Here is a 19,308-nt window from a genome sequence, read left to right as displayed (position 1 = left end):
CACGCTCTGCGTGGGAACGATCGCATTCAAGTTCTCGTCAGGACCGCGGCGCGGCGCGCCAGCTCGACGCCAGGTTTGTGTACCCGCGCCTGGCAAACGCTACGACAAAGCCGCGCCATTCGGTCATTGATGCAATCACGCCGCGGGCCACCATGACAATCGTTCGAGTGGTGCGGCTTTGCGCGGCCTGGGGCTGGCCCGTCAGCGCAACGGCCAATGCCTCGACCCCGGTCGTGGCCCAAAATGTCCACACCTGATTGAACATTCTGCTCAGCCCGCCGTGCATCAACGCAACAGGGTCAGGTGTCTGCAAGGTCTGCCCATGGGGATCGTGGGCCGCCGTGGGGTGACCGCTGCGAATCAACGTTCCCATCGCCCCGTCGTAGGCTTCAATTGCGGGTGACACATTGGGTTGCATCAACGCAGGCACTTCCCCGCCGTAGACCGCGCTGGTGACGGTTGCAACCGCGTATGCCGCCGTGGCGCCGGCGGTACGGCCGACCCTGGCCCGCAGAGCCGTGCTGCCCCAGGATGCGCCGGTGCCGTGCCCACGCATGATCTGCTGCACCAGTTCCCTGGAGAGCGAACGTATATGCCCGCTCAATCGCTGCACCGCCACGGGATCCCAGCGTTCCCCGGCTTGAACGCTCTGCGTGTCAGGGTGATAGACATAACCGATACCCGCCATCGCTGCCGAAACAACACCGATCTGTGGAGCAAAACGTGTCCAGTTACCCGCAATACCCGTGCTCATATGCATCGTGGCCAGGGCGTCCAGCGACGCAACGGTATAGCGCAAGACCTGATTGCGCTCCGGCGTGGCCTGGAGGTTGCCGAATACTGCAAGATCAACGCCCGTCGCGATGGCATTGGCAATATAAGTGGATAAACCATCGCGAATCGCGGCCGAAGACGCTGCCTGGATCCTCGGACGGATAATCCGCCCCATGGTCGCGAGCCTGCGGCTGATGGAAAGCCTGCGTATTTGTTTATCCTGGGACGCCTCCAACGCCGGTGCGCCGACCAGCCCTTGCGCATCGGCCTGGGTAACCGGGTTACCACCCACCATGGCGTACAGATTCAAGCCATCGGCATCGCCGGCCGGGTCCGGGCTGATCCAGCGGCACAACCACGGCGCGTAATACCTGAAGCCATAGTAAGACAGCCCGCTGGCATCGCGCTCCTTACCCGAATAACGGATGAACCTGTAACTCGCCTCGCTGGCATTTCTCGCCGCCCGCCACGCGGTCCCGCCGTAGGGGTAATAACTTTCCTGGCTGAGCAGTTGCGCCTGCTCGCCCAGTTCCAGGCAACTGCTGCCCAAGTGGTCCGGCAAGCCGTAACGGATCTGCGCGTCCTGGCGCCCTCCCGAAGGGTGACGGTCCCACAGCAGGACGCGCACCGTGGTCGTACCGGCATCGAGGTTGAGTACATTGAGTTGCTCACCGGTTGCGCTGTCATGGCGGATTTCCAGCCCCGGCAAGTAGCGCACCTCGGCGGTATGCAGCACGCCACGGGCCTGGGAGAGCCGACGTTTGAGAATGCGCTGGCCCGTGGCGTCGTAGGCGTAGCGTTCCTCATCGTCGTTACCGCCCTCGCGCCGCACCAGCGTGAGGCGTACCAGCTGATTGCGCACATCCCAACCCATCTGCTCGCCTGCCAACGCTTGCAGGTTGCCGTTGCGGTCAAAGCCCTGGCCCAATCCCGGCGCGGCCTTGCCGTCGGCCTGCGGCACAAAGTGATTGCTGCCTGCGGCCACGCTCATGCGCCGCGTGAAGCCCGTGCCGCTGCTGGGCACATGCTGCAACTCAAGCACATTGCCAGCGGCGTCATAGCTGAACCGCTGGGTGTAGCGACGCCATACGCTGTCGTCAGTCGAGCCGAACGCCACCCCTGCCGGTAACGCCGGGCCTCCCGTGTTGCCGGCGGTTTCGCGTCCGGTGGCGGTGGTCAGTTGCGATAACGTGTCGTACTCATAGACGCTGGTCGGACTGATCCGGGTGTTGCTGGACCATTGCGTCGGCTGGGCAAGGTCGTCGATCCGCACGATGTTGCCCACGCCGTCATAGTCGTAGCGCAGGTCTTGCAGCGCTGCGTCAGGTTGTGCGGGCAGATGGGCAGTCATTTGCCGCAACCGACCGTCGAACTCACGGTAGTGCATGGCGCGCACCACGCCGTTGCCGGCGCGTTCGCTGAGCACCTGGCCGGCGGCGTTGTAACGGCGCTGGCCCAGCACCTGCTTACGCGCGCCGCCCCTGGGCGTCACGAAGATACTCGCCGGTTGGCCGTCAATGCCGTAGGCGTAGTCGAAGCGATTGCCCTTGGCGTCCGTGTGATGCAGGCGCTCACCCAGTGCGTTAAACCCAACGGATGTCTCGAACCGCTCGGGCTCCAGGCGCAGCTCGCGTTGCGCATCGGGCTGCGGCCAATCCAACGCGGCACCCGCCTGCCGGAAGCGTCGGGTCTGCTGCGCAACCTGCGCGTGCAGTCCGTACGCCTCATGAAACAACGAGCCGCCGCCGTCATCGTGGCGAACCACCCGACCACAGCGGTTGCGCGCTGTCTCCTCATTGGACGATGAAGCGTAGGCAAGACGCTCGACGCACAGCGCTAGCCGGTCACTGGCCGCCTGCTCGAAGACCGCGATCGGCCGCAGATACTGATCGTAGTGATGAGCCTGGCGAGCGCCCCGTCCATCCCACTCTTCCAATACCTGCCCGGCCTCTCCCATCAGCGTCAGCCGCCGGCCGGCATCCACGCTGTCGCTGCACAATGCATGCCCACCGAGACTGTAGACCGTGCGTTGATTGGGCGCTGTGTCAGGTTGCGCGCGTGACAACTGCAACAGACGTGGGTCCCATTGCTCAGTCATCAAGCCCGTACTGCCGAATACCTGGCGATGAATGCGCACCTGCGCGTCAACCTCTGCGCTTGAGCGGTGGTAATCGATGTGACGAACAATCAACCCACGCGGGTCGATGGCGGCCAGGGACGGCGTGTGTCGATGGATGGAATAAGACATGACCTCAAGACCTTATTGCTGAATAAGTGGTCCTGAAAGCCTAGGGATGAGAGGGAGAGCGAGGTGGTGCTGGAGGATGTTTTGTGTGTCGGGTTACTGGCATCGCCCCGACCCGCTCACGCGGGTCGAGGCTGCGCTCAATGCCCGCCGGCGCAGGTCGGCGAGGCCGGGGCTGCGTCGATCTGCGCCCATTCCTCAGGCGTGTAGGTATGCAGCGCCAGCGCATGAAACTCGCTCATCAGGTCACCCAGGGTGGCGTAGACCTTCTGGTGGCGCTTGACGCGGTTAAGCCCCTCGAACTGCTGGCTGACCAGCACGGCCTTGAAGTGGGTCTGCAACCCACGGCTGTGCATGTGGCTCTCATCCAACACACTCAAGTGTTCCGGGGCCAGGGCGGCAAGCGCCGTTTCGATACGCTGTTGCATAGTCATTGCTGCTTACTTCTTCTTGGCGGGTGCGGCGGCTTTTGGCGCCAGCTCGTTGGTCATGTCTTCCAACAGCTTGTTCACCACCGGCACGGCGCTTTCCAGCTTGGCCTGGGTCATTTGAGCCGATTGCTGGGTCAGCTGCGGCATTTTTTCCAGGACTTTCTTGCCCAGCGGCGACTGGTAGAAGGCAACCAGGTCCTTGAGCTCGGATTCGCTGAAATTGGTGGTGTAGAGCTTGACCATGTCCGGTTTCAGCTTCGGCCAGCCGATAGCCTGGTCCAACGCGGCGTTGGCCTTGGCCTGGTAGCTGTCGAGGACGGACTGTTTGGCGGCAGGCGCCTTGGTCTGCTCGAAACGCTGGGCGAACATTTGTTGCACTTGCATGTACACCGGGGTACCCAGCTTGTCAGCGTGGGCCAGGGTAAGGAAGGCTTCGGCACTGGCGTTGTGGCTGGCGGTATCGGCAAAAACCTGGCCGCTGGCGCAAACCAGAGCAACCGCGGTACAGATGGCACGAAGACGAGTCATCGAGTTTCCTTTTCTAGCAGGCGAGGTAAGACCCCAAGGGCGACCATTCTGCGCCTAAAAAACCTCGCGGCTCAACCCCGGGGCGTGTCGGGTGTGGTTTGATCGATGAAACGTCTTTTATGGAACCCCCTTGGCCAATCACAGCCTAAACTGCGCAAACGAACCTGAAGGAGTGTGCCCGATGAGCCGTATCGAAACCGACAGCCTGGGAGAAGTCCATGTCCCGGATGACGCTTACTGGGGCGCCCAGACCCAACGTTCGCTGGTGAATTTTGCCATCGGCGAGCAGCGCATGCCGCTGGCGGTGCTGCATGCCCTGGCCCTGATCAAGAAGGCTGCCGCGCGGGTCAACGACCGCAACGGCGACCTGCCGGCCGATATCGCCCGCCTGATCGAACAGGCCGCCGATGAAATCCTCGACGGCCAGCATGACGACCAGTTCCCCCTGGTGGTGTGGCAGACCGGCAGCGGCACCCAGAGCAACATGAACGCCAACGAAGTGATCGCCGGGCGCGCCAATGAACTGGCCGGCGGCAACCGCGGCGGCAAGAGCCCGGTGCACCCCAACGATCACGTCAACCGTTCCCAGAGTTCCAACGACTGCTTCCCCACCGCCATGAGCATCGCCACCGTCAAGGCAGTGCACGAACAGCTGTTGCCGGCCATCACGCTGCTGTCCGGCGGCCTGGCGGAGCTGGCGGCGCGGCACATGAAACTGGTCAAGACCGGCCGCACCCACATGATGGACGCCACGCCGATTACCTTCGGCCAGGAAATCTCGGCGTTTATTGCCCAACTGGACTACGCCGAACGCGCCATCCGCAGCGCCCTGCCCGCCGTGTGCGAGCTGGCCCAGGGCGGTACCGCCGTGGGCACCGGGCTCAATTCACCCCATGGCTTTGGCGAAGCGATCGCCGCCGAGCTGGCCGCACTGTCGGGCCTGCCGTTCGTCACCGCGCCCAACAAATTCGCCGCCCTCTCCGGCCATGAGCCGCTGGTGACCTTGCACGGCGCACTGAAAACCCTGGCCGTGGCCTTGATGAAACTTGCCAACGACCTGCGCCTGCTCGGCTCAGGCCCTCGCGCCGGGCTGGCCGAAGTCAAGCTGCCGGCCAACGAACCCGGCAGCTCGATCATGCCCGGCAAGGTCAACCCGACCCAGTGCGAAGCGCTGTCGATGCTGGCCTGTCAGGTACTGGGCAACGACGTGACCATCGGCATTGCCGCGAGCCAAGGGCACTTGCAGCTCAACGTGTACAAACCGGTGATCATCCACAACCTGCTGGAATCGATCCGCCTGCTGGCCGATGGCTGCAACAACTTCCAGGAACACTGCATCGCCGGCCTGGAGCCTGACGCCGAACAGATGGCCAAGCACCTGGAACGTGGGCTGATGCTGGTGACCGCCCTCAACCCGCATATCGGCTACGACAAGTCCGCGCAGATCGCCAAGAAGGCCTATGCCGAAGGGCTGACGCTACGGGAGGCGGCGCTGGAGCTGGGCTACCTCACCGACGCCGAGTTCGATCAGTGGGTACGCCCGGAAAACATGCTGGAAGCCGGGCACTGAGACCAAAGGTTGTGGTAATCAAATGTGGGAGGGGGCTTGCCCCCTCCCACATTTGCACCGGGATTGACACAAAATACCGGTCGGTTCTAAGGCCGCCGCGCTTTTGCTTTTGATCTTGGGCGCCCCGTTAAACCACGCTGGCCGAACGCAGGCGAGGTGCCGAGTGGTGGGGCAAGAGCGTTTTGCTTATTTTTGCGCTTTTCAAAAGTGAGCCGCTGTAAAAGCGGAACCCTAAGTGGCCGTGACCGCAGAAGCGGATATGTACTCGATCTGATCCAACATCCTGGTCGGTCCTGAGGCCGCCATCGGGGGCAAGCCCCCTGCCACATTTGGATCGTCATGCACCTAGACCAACCGCGCACGCCGGGCCCTGAGTCCCGCCATCAATGAAGGCGCCAGCGCCACCAGCGCCGAGCCCATCACTACCACCAGCGCGCCAAAATAACCCAGGGCGTTGATCTATCCGGCCACAGCCACGCCGCCAGGGCCACGGCCACAAAGGTCACCAACGGCGTCAGGGCCAGGTAAACAAACAGGCAACTGCCCGCGACGATCAGGCGAAACCAGGTCACCGTGATCGGATCCATCACCTGAAGGACCTGTTTGAGCTTGATCGGCAAAATACCCCAGAGCAGCGCGGTCAACAGGGTCAGGAGAAAACCGTAGACCCAGCGGCCCGAAGAGATGTGCATGAGTGCCCCAGATGCCAGAGGAAGTGGACCGGCATTCTAGGGGCATGCGGTGCCCTTTGGGTATCACGCAGTGTTCATGGCACGCCCATCACCAGCACCCCGCTGCCGCTGATGGGGCCGGCGGCCGGCAACGAGCCCGCTCGACGCACCAGGGAAAACGTCACGTCGTCCGCGCCCGTGCTGTTGGTGATGCGGGTCAGGAACGAACCGTTGACCGGTACGGCAGACCCGCTGCGCACGAGGGCTGTGCCCACATCGGCATTGGTCATCATCAGCAGGCGTGAATCGAACGCGGAGCGGGTGCCTTTGTACGTGATGGTGATGGGTGTATTGATCCCGCCATCCGGGCACGAATAGGTCAGCCTGCGGTTGCTGATAATGGACGATGTCAGCGGGTCGGTGCCTATCCCCCGCTGGTGCACGTTGCCGAAATTGATCTCGATGGGAATGTTGTTGTTGATCGTGCAGGTCGACGGGGAGACGGTGAAGTTGTTGGCGGCGGTATAGGTGACCGTAAGTTGCGGCCGGGTGCCGTCGTAGTTGTTCGAACTGGTGAGGCGCAACAGACCGAGGTTATCGCCGATTCGCACATCGAACGGGTTGGACGGATAGTTGCGTAGCAAAATATAGGGCGTGACATCGATCGGATAAAAGGTTCCGTTATTGGGGATGGTGGCTATGCCGATACCCGACGGCACCGGCGTGTTGTAGAAGGATCCATTGATTCGCAACCCGGTTCCTTCACGGACAAATTTCGGGCCGGGCGTCCACGCAGTGCCTGCCGCACTCCCACTCGCCCAAAAGTCAGCGTGCCAGGCGGGGCCGCCGCTGTAGGTGAATCGGCATTCCAGCCTTGCGCCCTCCAGCATGATCCTGCTGCGGTCTGCGCTCAGGGTGACGGTAACCGGGACCTGCAGGTTCGGGTTGCCATTCTGCCAGGGGCCCCCATTGACACGGCAATCGACAGCGTGCGCGGTGGTCGCCACACCCGCCAGAACAAGTAGCCCGAAGGCCCCTGATAATCGTTTCATCCTGAACTCTCTCGAACGTCTGAAAAAAACAGCGTATCCCCCTGTGTGAGCGGGCTTGGTCTTATGCATCAGGGCACTCCCATCACCAGCACACCACTCCCGCTAACGGCCCCCGCGCTCGGCAGCGCCCCGTTACGCCGCACAAGGGCAAACGTCACATCGTCCCCGCCTACGCTGTTGGTGATACGGGTCAGGAACGAACCGTTCACAGGTACCGTTGAACCCGCGCGCATAAGCGCTGTGCCCACGTCCGGATTGTTCATCAGCAACAAGCGTGAGTCGAACGACGATGGGCTGCCTTTGTAAGTAATGGTGATCGGTGTATTGATCCCGCCGACTGGACATGAGTAGGTGAGTCTGCGGTGGCTGACTATCGAGGTTGTCAGCGGGTCAGTACCAATGGCCCGTTGATTCACGGTGCCGAAGTTGATCTCGATGGGATTGTTATTGTTGATCGTGCAGGTCGATGGAGAGATGCCGAAGTTGTTCGCGGCGATGTACGTCAATACGAGCCTCGTACTTCCCGGATTGTAATTGTTGGTCTGGTGGAGATTTAACGCGCCCAGGACATCCCCTCTTTGAACGTCGATAGGGTTGCTCGGGTCGTTTCGCAGCAAGATATACGGGGCTACCTGGATGGGATACGCCCCACCGTTATTAGGCATGGTGGCGATATGGATATTAAACGGCACAGGAGTGTTATAAAACGCGCCATTGATGCGCAAGCCAGTACCCTGGCCGGAAAATTTCGGACCGGGCACCCAGGGGGAACCGGCTTGCGCAGACGTTCCCCAAAAGTCTATGCGCGTAGGGTGAGCAGGCGAAGGCGTAAATCGACACTCCAGCCGTGCACCTTCCAGGATCAGACGAGTACTGTCCGAGCCCACGCTTACATTGACGGGGACCTGCAGGTTCAGGATCCCACCGTTGCCAACATATTGCCATGCCCCGCTATTAACGCGGCAATCAGCTGCTCGCACGGCCGTGCTAACACCCAGCAGTACAAGAAGCGCTATGGCGCCATAGAGTCGTTTCATCTTGTTCTCTCGTTGTTCCGCCACCCGGCCACAGCCTATGGATAATCCAGCGTAAAAGTTGAGGTCACCGTGTAGGCACCGTGCCCGATGGTTTGATCCTGGATGGCGGTCGGCTCGCCCTGCACATAAGCCTTGAGCTCGATGGCATTGCTGCCGTCGCTCAACACCTGTTTGTCGCTGACGGTATTCAAGGGCAAGGGTTTGTCGCTCAGCGTCTCCATGCCGACGCCAATGCCGGAGGCTCCGCTGCCACCGTCCAGCGCGAGCAAGCCGGGAAGCTCTCTGTTCTCGGCGCCACCGAAGGTGATGGTCACCGAGTTGCCGATCGTGGTGTCGCAGTCTTCCAGGTGCAGCTTGAAACGCTTACCCACCGAGCGCGTGTTGAGATAGAGGTACTTGCTGGTGAGGTCCCAGAGTTCCAGCGTGATGGCCTCGTCGCCGGGGCGCAGGGTGCAGGCCTCTTCAACCAGGTTGCCTTTGAAACGCAAATTGTCCGCCGCCTGCCCCAGGGGGATCAGGCCGACGCCGAGCAGGACGGCCAGGCCTGCCGTTTGAACCCTTTGATATCGCATCGATTCAGCTCCTACTGATATTCGGCCAACAACGTGGCCACCGCTGTGAACCTGGCGGGAGGCAGCGTTGCACCCGGTTGCTGCACGGGCACTACCTCCAGGGTCGGCGGTGACGACAGGGTGATGTCCAGAGGCGTATTGAGGGCAAACGGCAGGTTGTTCTGAAACACCCGAATGCCCAGCGCAGGCACGCTGGTCTGCACCGCTGAACCGTCAAACGCCGTGGGGGTGCCGTTGACGCTCAGTTTCAATGCCCATGGCAGGGTGTCGGTGCCGCAACTGATCGCGTAGCCAACCCCTCTGCGATACCTCTCCCCGTCGACGCGTTTTACCCCGACATCGCCAAAGTCAATCTCAAGGGTGTTGCCCGCATCGATCGTGCAGGGAGGCGGTTCGTTCAGCGTTCCGCTGAAGGTCACGTTGGCCGACGCGCCACTGCACAGGCCGATGCAACACAAGGTGAGCAATGCTCGCTGCTGCCAAAATGTCATTGATCATTCCTCGTCATTGGTAATCGACCACCAGGGTCGCGGCGGCATCGAAGGCTCCGCCGGTCAGCTTGCTGCCCGCACGTTTGACCGGCACCGCCTGCACCACGGGAAAATTGGGATAGGTGAAATTCACCGCCGTATTCAGCGGCCAGTCAGCACCATTCACAAACAACCGGACGCCCAGGTCCGCTTTGCGGGTGGCGAGCACACGGTTGTCAAACGCCGCCGCCGTGCCCTTGAGCTCCAGGGTCAAGGCATTGCTGAACGGGGAACTGCAGGTGACGGTATACGGCACCCCGCGACGGTAATTGACCCCGTCAACCCGTGACGTCAGCAGGTCATTGCCGAACGGCACGTCAAGCGTGCTGCCGCCATTGATCACGCACGGCGGGGGCGCAATGATCACCGCGCGAATAGTCAAACTGGTGTCGGCCTGCAGGCCCTGGCTGACCGCCAGCCACACACCGCCGGCAATCAGGCCGATTGATTTAGCCATCGTTGCACCCTTACTCATAAGTGAGCCTGAAATCCACCACGGCCCTGAATGGCCCGCTGATCAACGGCGCAGCGGTGCGCGTGGGCCGTACATTCCAGGTCTGGGTATTGCGACCCACGGGCATGAACAGCGGCTGGCCCCGGGTGCCCAACTGCACGTCGCGGCCGAGGGCGTCGGTCAATTGCAGGCCCATGCCGGTGATGCCCTGCACTTTGACCAGCCGTGGATCGTCGGCATCGGCCGGCGCCTCGAACGTAACCGACAGCACCGGTTGGTAAGCACTCCAGGTCAGGTTGCCCGTACGTTCATTGCGTATACGGCCGGCGGTGCGCAGGCAATCGGTGAACCGCAGTTGAAAAGCCTTGGGGGTGGCCTGGTCACCGGGCCGTTGCAACTGGCTGGTCGAGACGGCGTCCAGGTCGACGGTCTGATGCAGCGACGTCATTTCCAGGCTGCAAGGCGACTCATGCATGGACCCGAGCACATTCAGCAGGCCGCTCATGCCTTCGATATCGTCCTCATCGGCGGCCTGTGCGCTCACCGCCAGGGCCCATAACAGACCGCCCAGGACCTTCACTTTTCGCGACTTCATGACGTTCTCCAGCCCCCCTTACTCATTCGCCGGCACGGCCTGCGGGTTCACTGCGCAGGTATCGCCCGTGCAGGTGAAAGCCAGGAGCGGACGGCCGCCGTAATCGTTCACATAAGCCAGATACGGGGTTGTACCCATGGCCTTGGCGGTAGGCCCCAGAACCAGGGTGCCTTTGGGGGGCACCATCAGTGGCACGAAACCCGGCACGGTCTTGCCGTCCTTGCTGTTACGCGCATCCACCAGCGTCACGTAGTACGGCGTGGGGTTATTCACGCGGTATTGATCGCCCTCGCGGGTCAGGGTCAGTTTTTGCTGCCACGGGTTGGACAGGTCCTGCTGGCTCGGCTCGATGGCTTGCGGGCGGTAGAACAGCTTGATGCGGGTTTGCAGGGCGATCTGCAGGGTGTTGGACTTATCGCTGCGCGGCGGAATCTCCCTCAGGTTGAAGTAATACACCGTCTCCCGATCCTGGGGCAGCAACTTGGCCGCCGGCAACGCCTGGACCTTCACCTGGCTTTGTTTACCCGGCTCCAGGCGTTGCACCGGCGGGAGCACGATCAACGGCGTGGTGATTTTTTTACCGGTTTCATCCTCGATCCAGCCCTGGGCCAGATAGGGCAACTGGGTATTGTTGTTGGTGATGTTCACGCTGGTAGCATCTTTGCCACCGTCGAAAATCACGCGGGTACGGTCCAGGCCCACCGCAGCGTTGGCGCTTTGGCTCAAGGCCAGGGTCAACAGCGCGAAAGTCGGGAATAGGGGACGTGTGTTCGGCATCATGAGGCTGTGTTCTCCGTATCAATAGGCGTGCCGGACAGCCCGGCGGGCTCGGGCAAGGAGGGTTCGGCGGCTACCGGCTGGCAGCGCAGTTGCAGGGCATCGGTCAACCCATCGGCAGGTAACGTGGCAGGCAGCGTGAGCAGGCAGCGTGCGTCGCCGCCCCAACTGACGGTCATCTGCTCGCCGGCCTGGATGCCGCTCAGGTAGACCTCGCCACCGTCATTGACAATGCCGGTGTCCTGCTGCTTGAGGTTCTGCACCGTCGCGCCGAAGGGCGGCACGCTGCCATCCGCCAGGCGCAGTACCGCCATGGCCTTTTCACCGGCAATCACATCCAGCGAGCGATAACCGATTGCCCCTTCGGTGAGCGTCAATTGCGTGACCGATTGAGTGGCTTCGACATTGCTCGGCAGGCGCTCCAGATCCACGCTGGCCGCGGTACGCTGATAGCTGCTGATATCCGAGATCACGGCCTTGCCGAAGGCATTGCTGCGAGTCGGCGCGCCATAACCGCGCACCGGCACATCGGGCACGCCGGCGGTATCGACCATCAGGCGGGTACCGCCGGTGCTGGTGGTTCGATGCAGCGCCGCACCATGGGCCGTGAGCGTGGCACCGCCGCGCGCGGAGACACCGAGGCTGCTGGAGCCGCCCTGTTGCCGGCTGGCGCTCACGTCGATGTCGGCATGGTCGCCCATATGGCTCAGGTAACCGCTGGCGGACGTGTCGCTGGCACTGAGCTGGTAGCTGTTGCGCTCATCGAAGCGATCGCTGTAGCGCGACGCAAAGCTGTTCTTGCCGGCGGCGCGATTGGCATCCAGCGAGAGTGTGCCGGTACGCCCCAACGGCAGGCTGACCGTCAGCGCCATGCCGTTATCCTTGTAGTTATATTCCTGGGTGCGGTACATGTTCAGGGACAGGCTCATGTTCTTGACCGTGCCCACATTGAAGTAGCGCGACAGCGACAGGTTCCAGCGATGCGTGTCCGGCCGGTCCCAGTAGGTCTGTTTGTTGTAACTGGCGTAGACGGTGGCGCCCAGGTCACGAAACTGCTTGTTGACCGTCACCGTATACAGCGCCTTGCTGCCACCGATAGGCTTCCATCCCTCGTTGGGGTCGCGATAATCCCCACGCCCGCCGAGTTCGCCGTTCAACCCGTAATGCCGGGCATCCAGGTATTCGCTCATGCTCAGGAAGTTCTTCTCGGAAAAGCGGTAGCCGGCGAAGGTCACCTGGCTGTCGTACTCTTCGAAGTTCTTCGAATATTGAAGCCGGTAGGATTTACCCGAGAGGGTCTCGTTCCACACGTTGGCACGGGACTGCGTGACATCCAGCGAGACGGCGCCGAACGCCAGCAAGTCCCGCCCGGCACCCACGGATAACGCCCGATAGTTGTTATCGGTGATACCGCCGCCGAACAACGACCAGCCATTGCTCACGCCCCAGGAAAACTCCCCGGTACCGAAGAACGCGCCATCGGAGCCATTCTGAAGATTGGACGGTCGCCCGCTCGCCAGCTTGTAACGCACTTGACCAGGGCGCGTCAGGTAGGGCACGCCGGCCGTATTGAGCTGGAAGGTATGGACCGAACCGTCTTGTTCTTCCACCCGCACATCCAGCTTGCCGGTCACTGCATCATTGAGGTCCTGAATGCGAAAGGGGCCCGCCGCCACCAGGGTTTCGTAGAGCACACGGCCCTGCTGGCTGATGATGACTTTGGCGTTGGTCTTGGCCACGCCGACCACTTCCGGCGCGTAACCGCGCAAGTTGGGCGGCAGCTGGCTTTGATCCGAATTGAGCGCGGCACCGGTGAAGCGGAAGCTGTCGAACAGGTCCGAATACAGGTAGCTCTCACCCACTACCAGGCGCGCCTTCAAGGCCGGAATGGCGCGATACGCGTAGTAGCGGCTCCACTCCAGCTTTTGCGGGCCGGCCGCCTCCTGCCGGCCGCTCTCCACCCGCCCCTGCCAATCCGCCCTGAGACGCCAGGCACCGGCATTGGCCCCGACGGTGCCATTACCACTGAGATTTTGGCGCTGGCTATCGTTGCGCTGGTAATTGGACTGCGCCGTCAGACTGTAGTCCACCAACAGCCCCGGCACGCCTTCATCCCATCGGGAAGGCGGGTCCCAATTGATAGCGTTGTATTCAAGGTAGGCCTGGGGCACGTTGATGCTCAGGGCGGAGGTGGCCAAATCACCACTGACCTCCACGCCGGGCAAGCTGGTTATATCCAGGCACTCGCCGTCCTTCCACCACAGCAATTTGCCGGCTTCGGACACTTTCAGGCCCAGTTGCTCGACCAGACTGTGCGACAAACAAGCCTGGCTGCCCTTAGGGTCGTTATCGGGGGGATAGAACGCTACCGATTGTTCAGCAATAGGCTGGGCATTGAGGTGCACCGCCATCGAGTAAGTGCCGGACAGAATGAATCCGCTGCGCGCAAATTGAGACAAGTCAATATTGGCGCGATCGCTCAGATCGAGCACGTCGGTATTGAACTCGATATCCCCAGCGCCCAGTGCAGTGCCCGCCAGTGACATCAACCCGCCGAACAGCCCGGGGCGAAGCGTATTTTTGATCTTCGACGTATTCAACATGCAAGCCTGTCCATCACTGTTCAAAAGTATTCCAACTTGAACCGCACCGCGGCACTGTGAGCCCCGACCACCAATGGCAAGCCGTTGCCGACCAGGAAAAATCGGTAGTTGAGGGTCATGTCACCTTCGGCCAACGGCACCGGGGCCATGCGTTGCCCCGGCAGACTTTCCTGGCCGGCGGCGTCGACGATGTGCAGGGCAACACCCTGCGAGTCGCCAGACACGGCGAAGGACAGCCCTGCCCTGTCGGTGGGGCCTTCGAACGTCACGCGCATGTGTTCCCAATCCGGCAGGTTTGTACCTGGCCGCGACGGGTCCGGGCGGGTCAATGAGCAATTGACCAGACGTAACTGAAAGGGATGATCTTCGCCCCGCGTGTTGCGCAAGAGCCGACCCACCGGTTCGGGCGGCATCTCGATGGTTTGATCGACACTGGCCAGTTCCAGCCCGCAGGCGGAATCAACCACTTCGCCCCCCAGCAACACGACCCCATCGCCTTGCGCAGACGCCTGGGCGACCACGCAAGGGCTGATGAACGTCGTTAATGAAGAGGCGATAGCCAGACGCATGAATGTGTTCACCTGGATCTCCCGTCAGCATCCCCCCGCCACACAGGGTGGCGGGGGCGAAACTTACTGATAAGCCAAAGTGAAATTGGTGACCGCGCTGAAGTCGCCGGGAATGATGTCCCCCGTGGCGGCGCCCTGTACGTAGGCACCAAACTCCAGCGTGTTATCACCCGCGCTGATGACTTGCGGGTTGGTAGGAACACCCAACTTAACGAGGTCACCGCCATGGGTCATCATGATGCCCAGGTTGCCTGCACCGCCGACCGTGCCGATGGCACCCGGCACCACCGTGGATGGCGCGCCGGTGAAGGTCGTGGTGACCGTGTTGTCCGTGAGGCCGGCAAGGTCGCAACCTTCCAGTTCGATCAGCACGCGTCGGGCTTCCGACTTGCCACCTGCCTGTAACTGATGCTTGGCAATCGCGCCCAGGCGAACGGTCTGGTCGACGGAGTCAGGCTTGATGGAGCAGGCCCCTGAGTGGACCGACCCGATAAACGTCACCGTTCCATCCGCCGCGTGCGCCATCGACATCGAACCCGCCAGCAGACCGACAGACAACAGCACAGTTTTCATTTTGGTTTTCATCTACAGATTCCCACTTAACAAATGTCATTAAGGAGCCTTGCACCGGCAGGCGCAGGGCTGATTAAACGAGCGGTACGACCCATGCATCGAGGACGTTCTTCTGACGTGCTTTTCCAACTTTTTGTATTGCATTTCAGAAGTACGTTCAACGCCGGGCAAGTGTCCACTTCACACTTGAGTAAGTAAGCCAGCTGTTTCTCTTAATGATGTAGCCTTTGAATATCAAGGCTTGCAGGAAAATTATGGCGATTTGCCAAAACTTTGAAAACGACTGAAGGAACAGGACTACACACAAGTTAGATGAGAATTATTTAGCGCTGGAGACGTCCGTAAGAATATGACTACATGCCGCCTGAGACAACAAACCTAACGGGGTTTTTGAAACTAAGTATTTAGTCGAAGTTAAAGGAGATTTATCGAACGGCAGAGGCAAAAAGAGGGAGCAACGCTCCCCCTCCGATAGTGTGCGCGCCCCTCATCAATGCCTAGCGCACAGCTTCAAACAACCCGGTTGCGCCCATGCCGCCGCCCACGCACATGGTGACGATGCCGTAACGCAGATTGCGCCGCTGCAACTCACGCACCAAGTGCCCCACCTGCCGCGAGCCGGTCATGCCGAACGGGTGGCCGATAGAGATCGAGCCGCCGTTGACGTTGTACCTGGCATTGTCGATTTGCAGGCGGTTACGCGCATACAGGCACTGCGAGGCAAACGCTTCGTTGAGCTCCCACAGATCGATATCCGCGATCTGCAAGCCTTTGGCCTTAAGCAGTTTGGGCACCGAGAACACCGGGCCGATGCCCATTTCATCCGGCTCGCAACCGGCCACGGTAAACCCGCGAAAGAACGCCTTGGGCTTGAGCCCCAACGCGAGGGCTTTTTCCAGGCTCATCACCAGGGTCATCGACGCACCGTCGGACAACTGCGACGAGTTACCCGCCGTCACCGAACCGTCTTCGGCAAACACCGGTTTCAGGCCACTGAGGCTGGCCAGGGTGGTGTCGGGGCGATTGCAGTCGTCGCGGTCAACCACGCCATCGAGCACCTGTGTGTGGCCGGTGTGCTTGTCTTCGACGATGTACTTGACCGCCATCGGCACGATTTCATCGTCAAACAGCCCATCCGCCTGGGCCTGGGCCGTACGGCGCTGGCTTTGCAGCGCGTACAGGTCCTGATCCTCGCGGCTGACGTCATAGCGCCGCGCGACGATTTCGGCGGTCTGGCCCATGGGAAAGTAGAGGCCCGGCACCTGTTCCTTGAGCAGCGGGTTGATCAGGTGGTCGGTGTTGACGCTTTTCATGGTCAGGCTGATGGATTCCACGCCGCCGGCGACAATGATGTCGCTGCAACCCGAGGCAATCTGGTTGGCCGCAATCGCAATCGCCTGCAGGCCCGACGAACAGAACCGGTTGAGGGTCATGCCCGCCGTACCGGTGCCCAGTTGCGACAGCACCGCCACATTGCGTCCGATGTTGTAGCCCTGGGCCCCTTCGTTGGAGCCGGCGCCGACGATGCAATCCTCGACCGTGGCCGGGTCGATGCCATTGCGGGCCAGCAGCGCGTTGACGCAATGGGCCGCCATGTCATCAGGGCGAGTCTGGTTGAACTTGCCGCGAAAGGACTTGGCCAGGCCGGTTCGCACGCTGTCGACGATCACTACTTCACGCATGGGGCTACCTCGATCTTGTGGTTTTGGATCGAGGATAGAGGCGGGCCTGGCTGACCGCGATGATCATTCACTGCATGGATGCGAAAGCATGGAGGCCGGACAGACCGGTCTATATGATCTGTGGAGACCAAATGTGGGAGGGGGCTTGCCCCCGATGGCGGCGGGTCAGTCAAAAATCTATCGACTGACACACCGCTATCGAGGGCAAGCCCCCTCCCACAGTTGGACCGAGTGAGGTTCAGGCTATTTCTTCTTGTCGTATTCGTCGGTTTTGGCAAAGCATGGGCGCGCAGGCAGTCTATCTGTTGTGCGCAGACCAAATGTGGGAGGGGGCTTGCCCCCGATGGCGGCGGGTCAGTCAAAAATCTATCGACTGACACACCGCTATCGAGGGCAAGCCCCTCCCACATTTGGACCGAGTGAGGTTCAGGCTATTTCTTCTTGTCGTACTCGTCGGTTTTGGCGAAAGCATGGGCGCGCAGGCAGTCTATCTGTTGTGCGCAGACCAACTGTGGGAGGGGGCTTGCTCCCGATGGCGGCGGGTCAGTCAAAAATCTATCGACTGACACACCGCTATCGGGGCAAGCCCCCTCCCACAGGTGGACCGAGTGAGGTTCAGGCTATTTCTTCTTGTCGTATTCGTCGGTTTTGGCGAAAGCATGGGCGCGCAGGCAGTCTATCTGTTGTGCGCAGACCAACTGTGGGAGGGGGCTTGCTCCCGATGGCGGCGGGTCAGTCAAAAATCTATCGACTGACACACCGCTATCGGGGCAAGCCCCCTCCCACAGTTGGACCGAGTGAGGTTCAGGCTATTTCTTCTTGTCGTACTCGTCGGTTTTGGCGAAAGCATGGGCGCGCAGGCAGTCTATCTGTTGTGCGCAGACCAACTGTGGGAGGGGGCTTGCTCCCGATGGCGGCGGGTCAGTCAAAAATCTATCGACTGACACACCGCTATCGGGGCAAGCCCCCTCCCACAGTTGGACCGAGTGAGGTTCAGGCTATTTCTTTTTCTTTTTGTCGTGCTTGTCGGACTTCTCGAACGCGTCTTCCAACGCCCGGTTGATCGTGCGCAACACCTTGACCCGCGCCCAGCGCTTATCGTTGGCTTCCACCAACGTCCAGGGCGCCACCTCGGTGCTGGTGCGATCCACCATGTCGCCTACCGCCGCGCGATAGTCGTCCCACTTGTCACGGTTGCGCCAGTCGTCTTCGGTAATCTTGAAGCGCTTGAACGGAATTTCCTCGCGAGCCTTGAAGCGTTCCAGCTGAGTGTCCTTGTCGATGGCCAGCCAGAACTTGACCACGATCACACCGGCATCGCGCAACTGCTCTTCGAAATCATTGATCTCGCCATAGGCGCGCATCCAGTCCGCCGGGGTGCAGAAGCCTTCGATGCGCTCCACCAGCACACGACCGTACCAGGAGCGGTCGAACACGGTGAACATGCCCCGCGCCGGGATCTTCTGCCAGAACCGCCACAGGTACGGCTGGGCGCGCTCGTCCTCGCTCGGTGCGGCAATCGGCACGATGTGGTACTGGCGCGGGTCCAGCGCGGCCGCCACCCGACGGATCGCTCCACCCTTGCCGGCCGCGTCGTTGCCTTCAAAGACGGTGACCAGCGCGTGCCGGCGCATACGTTTGTCGCGCATCAGGCCGGAGAAGCGTGCCTGCTCGGTAATCAGCTGCTCTTCGTAATCGTCCTTGTCCAGGCGCAGGCTCATGTCGAGGCTGTTGAGCAGGCTCATCTGGTCCACCGACGACGGCAGCGGCGCCGGGTTCATGCCACTGGCCTTGACCTTGGCCTGCTTCAACGCGCTTTGCAGGCCCTCGAGCAGAATCTTGCCCACGGTCAGCCCACGGTAATGCGGGTCGACGCCCTCGATCACATGCCACGGCGCATAGTCGCGACTGGTACGGCGCAGCACGCGCTCGCCGAAATGCACGAACTTGTCGTAGGTCTTGGACTGCTGCCAGTCCAGCGGGCTGATGCGCCAGCTGTGCAGCGGGTCATCGGCCAGGGCCTTGAGGCGCGCCTTCATCTGTTTCTTGGACAGGTGGAACCAGAACTTGAAGATCAGCGCGCCTTCGTCGCAGAGCATCTTTTCCAGGCGCTCGGCACCGGCGATGGCCTGGTCCAGGCGCGCGTCCTTGATCTGCCCATGCACGCGGCCTTGCAGCATCTGGCTGTACCAGTTGCCGAAAAAAATCCCCATGCGCCCCTTGGCCGGCAGTTGTCGCCAATAACGCCAGGCCGGCGGGCGCGCCAGTTCTTCATCGGTCTGCTGGTCGAAGGTGCGCACTTCGATCAGGCGCGGGTCCATCCACTCATTGAGCAGCTTGACGGTTTCGCCCTTGCCCGCCCCCTCGATGCCGTTGATCAGGATGATCACCGGGAAGCGTTTCTGCTGCTGCAGCTCGTACTGCACCTCAAGCAACGCTTCGCGCAGGGCCGGCACTTCGGCGTCGTAGGTGTCTTTGTCGATGGCGTGACCGATTTCGGCGGATTCGAACATGGGCAGCTCCGTTTCAAGATGGCTCAAGACTAGCGGATTGGGCAACAACACGCGGGGGGAAATTCAACCGCCGCTTGCCGTGGATCAATTCAAGACCGGTTGATCGGCTAGAATGGCCGCCTTGTCTTCACC

General features: G+C 61.3%; 16 protein-coding genes and 1 pseudogene. 1 reads left to right on the top strand and 16 read right to left on the bottom strand.

The genetic code is table 11. The annotated features are described in order from the left end of the window. Window positions 1–37: 37 nt before the first annotated feature. The 3 genes from TU82_RS01920 to TU82_RS01910 form a co-directional block, all read right to left on the bottom strand. Window positions 38–3,022, bottom strand: coding sequence for an RHS repeat-associated core domain-containing protein (locus TU82_RS01920; RefSeq protein WP_057721447.1), 2,985 nt, complete (start codon window positions 3,020–3,022; stop codon window positions 38–40). Between the two features lie 137 nt (window positions 3,023–3,159). Next, the gene (locus TU82_RS01915; protein WP_057721446.1) at window positions 3,160–3,453 is read right to left on the bottom strand and encodes a BolA family protein; all 294 of its coding nucleotides are present in this window, start codon (window positions 3,451–3,453) and stop codon (window positions 3,160–3,162) included. 6 nt (window positions 3,454–3,459) lie between these two features. Then, window positions 3,460–3,978: a DUF2059 domain-containing protein gene (locus tag TU82_RS01910; protein ID WP_003175221.1), complete on the bottom strand. Its 519-nt coding sequence runs from the start codon at window positions 3,976–3,978 to the stop codon at window positions 3,460–3,462. A 181-nt stretch (window positions 3,979–4,159) separates the two neighbouring features. Between TU82_RS01910 and TU82_RS01905 the strand changes: the two genes are divergently transcribed. Continuing rightward, window positions 4,160–5,548, top strand: a complete 1,389-nt coding sequence (locus tag TU82_RS01905) for a class II fumarate hydratase (RefSeq protein WP_057721445.1) — start codon at window positions 4,160–4,162, stop codon at window positions 5,546–5,548. A gap of 512 nt (window positions 5,549–6,060) precedes the next feature. Here the strand turns inward: TU82_RS01905 and TU82_RS29410 are convergent. From TU82_RS29410 to pap, 13 genes and pseudogenes are all read right to left on the bottom strand, one after another. Beyond that, window positions 6,061–6,240 (bottom strand): annotated as a pseudogene (locus tag TU82_RS29410) (EamA family transporter); the annotation flags it as partial. 74 nt (window positions 6,241–6,314) lie between these two features. Beyond that, the gene (locus TU82_RS01895) at window positions 6,315–7,271 is read right to left on the bottom strand and encodes a fimbrial protein (protein WP_057721443.1); all 957 of its coding nucleotides are present in this window, start codon (window positions 7,269–7,271) and stop codon (window positions 6,315–6,317) included. Window positions 7,272–7,339: 68 nt separating this feature from the next. After that, entirely contained in the window at window positions 7,340–8,308 is a 969-nt protein-coding gene (locus TU82_RS01890; protein WP_057721442.1) for a fimbrial protein, read from the bottom strand. Window positions 8,309–8,343: 35 nt separating this feature from the next. Beyond that, on the bottom strand, window positions 8,344–8,880 hold the full coding sequence (locus tag TU82_RS01885) for a fimbrial protein (protein ID WP_057721441.1): 537 nt from the start codon (window positions 8,878–8,880) through the stop codon (window positions 8,344–8,346). Window positions 8,881–8,891: 11 nt separating this feature from the next. After that, window positions 8,892–9,371 carry a fimbrial protein gene (locus tag TU82_RS01880; protein WP_057721440.1) on the bottom strand — a complete coding sequence of 160 codons (480 nt, stop codon included), beginning with the start codon at window positions 9,369–9,371 and terminating at the stop codon, window positions 8,892–8,894. Window positions 9,372–9,384: 13 nt separating this feature from the next. Next, window positions 9,385–9,867 (bottom strand): fimbrial protein, encoded by a 483-nt coding sequence (locus tag TU82_RS01875; RefSeq protein ID WP_057721439.1) that lies wholly within the window; start codon window positions 9,865–9,867, stop codon window positions 9,385–9,387. 10 nt (window positions 9,868–9,877) lie between these two features. Continuing rightward, window positions 9,878–10,459, bottom strand: coding sequence for a fimbrial protein (locus TU82_RS01870; RefSeq protein WP_057721438.1), 582 nt, complete (start codon window positions 10,457–10,459; stop codon window positions 9,878–9,880). Window positions 10,460–10,477: 18 nt separating this feature from the next. Then, entirely contained in the window at window positions 10,478–11,239 is a 762-nt protein-coding gene (locus tag TU82_RS01865) for a fimbria/pilus periplasmic chaperone (RefSeq protein ID WP_057721437.1), read from the bottom strand. Then, the gene (locus tag TU82_RS01860; protein WP_156421625.1) at window positions 11,236–13,839 is read right to left on the bottom strand and encodes an outer membrane usher protein; all 2,604 of its coding nucleotides are present in this window, start codon (window positions 13,837–13,839) and stop codon (window positions 11,236–11,238) included. Before TU82_RS01860 ends, TU82_RS01865 begins: the two co-directional genes overlap by 4 nt. A 20-nt stretch (window positions 13,840–13,859) precedes the next feature. Beyond that, window positions 13,860–14,420, bottom strand: coding sequence for a fimbrial protein (locus tag TU82_RS01855; protein ID WP_057721436.1), 561 nt, complete (start codon window positions 14,418–14,420; stop codon window positions 13,860–13,862). 51 nt (window positions 14,421–14,471) lie between these two features. Beyond that, complete coding sequence (locus TU82_RS01850; RefSeq protein ID WP_082631959.1) at window positions 14,472–14,981, bottom strand: fimbrial protein; 510 nt, start codon at window positions 14,979–14,981, stop codon at window positions 14,472–14,474. Between the two features lie 497 nt (window positions 14,982–15,478). After that, entirely contained in the window at window positions 15,479–16,663 is a 1,185-nt protein-coding gene (locus tag TU82_RS01845; protein WP_057721434.1) for a thiolase family protein, read from the bottom strand. A 998-nt stretch (window positions 16,664–17,661) separates the two neighbouring features. Beyond that, window positions 17,662–19,176 (bottom strand): polyphosphate:AMP phosphotransferase, encoded by a 1,515-nt coding sequence (pap, locus tag TU82_RS01840; RefSeq protein ID WP_057721433.1) that lies wholly within the window; start codon window positions 19,174–19,176, stop codon window positions 17,662–17,664. Window positions 19,177–19,308 lie beyond the last annotated feature (132 nt).

This window comes from Pseudomonas orientalis (assembly GCF_001439815.1).
Classification (GTDB): domain Bacteria; phylum Pseudomonadota; class Gammaproteobacteria; order Pseudomonadales; family Pseudomonadaceae; genus Aquipseudomonas; species Aquipseudomonas orientalis.
Note: the sequence above shows the minus strand (reverse complement) of the source record. Positions and strands in the feature narration are given on the sequence as shown.

Bases quoted from the DNA above. Each gene is read 5' to 3' on its own strand.
- TU82_RS01920 (WP_057721447.1), bottom strand. From the start codon at position 3,022: ATGTCTTATTCCATCCATCGACACACGCCGTCCCTGGCCGCCATCGAC.
- TU82_RS01915 (WP_057721446.1), bottom strand. From the start codon at position 3,453: ATGACTATGCAACAGCGTATCGAAACGGCGCTTGCCGCCCTGGCCCCG.
- TU82_RS01910 (WP_003175221.1), bottom strand. From the start codon at position 3,978: ATGACTCGTCTTCGTGCCATCTGTACCGCGGTTGCTCTGGTTTGCGCC.
- TU82_RS01905 (WP_057721445.1), top strand. From the start codon at position 4,160: ATGAGCCGTATCGAAACCGACAGCCTGGGAGAAGTCCATGTCCCGGAT.
- TU82_RS01895 (WP_057721443.1), bottom strand. From the start codon at position 7,271: ATGAAACGATTATCAGGGGCCTTCGGGCTACTTGTTCTGGCGGGTGTG.
- TU82_RS01890 (WP_057721442.1), bottom strand. From the start codon at position 8,308: ATGAAACGACTCTATGGCGCCATAGCGCTTCTTGTACTGCTGGGTGTT.
- TU82_RS01885 (WP_057721441.1), bottom strand. From the start codon at position 8,880: ATGCGATATCAAAGGGTTCAAACGGCAGGCCTGGCCGTCCTGCTCGGC.
- TU82_RS01880 (WP_057721440.1), bottom strand. From the start codon at position 9,371: ATGACATTTTGGCAGCAGCGAGCATTGCTCACCTTGTGTTGCATCGGC.
- TU82_RS01875 (WP_057721439.1), bottom strand. From the start codon at position 9,867: ATGGCTAAATCAATCGGCCTGATTGCCGGCGGTGTGTGGCTGGCGGTC.
- TU82_RS01870 (WP_057721438.1), bottom strand. From the start codon at position 10,459: ATGAAGTCGCGAAAAGTGAAGGTCCTGGGCGGTCTGTTATGGGCCCTG.
- TU82_RS01865 (WP_057721437.1), bottom strand. From the start codon at position 11,239: ATGATGCCGAACACACGTCCCCTATTCCCGACTTTCGCGCTGTTGACC.
- TU82_RS01860 (WP_156421625.1), bottom strand. From the start codon at position 13,839: ATGTTGAATACGTCGAAGATCAAAAATACGCTTCGCCCCGGGCTGTTC.
- TU82_RS01850 (WP_082631959.1), bottom strand. From the start codon at position 14,981: ATGAAAACTGTGCTGTTGTCTGTCGGTCTGCTGGCGGGTTCGATGTCG.
- TU82_RS01845 (WP_057721434.1), bottom strand. From the start codon at position 16,663: ATGCGTGAAGTAGTGATCGTCGACAGCGTGCGAACCGGCCTGGCCAAG.
- pap (WP_057721433.1), bottom strand. From the start codon at position 19,176: ATGTTCGAATCCGCCGAAATCGGTCACGCCATCGACAAAGACACCTAC.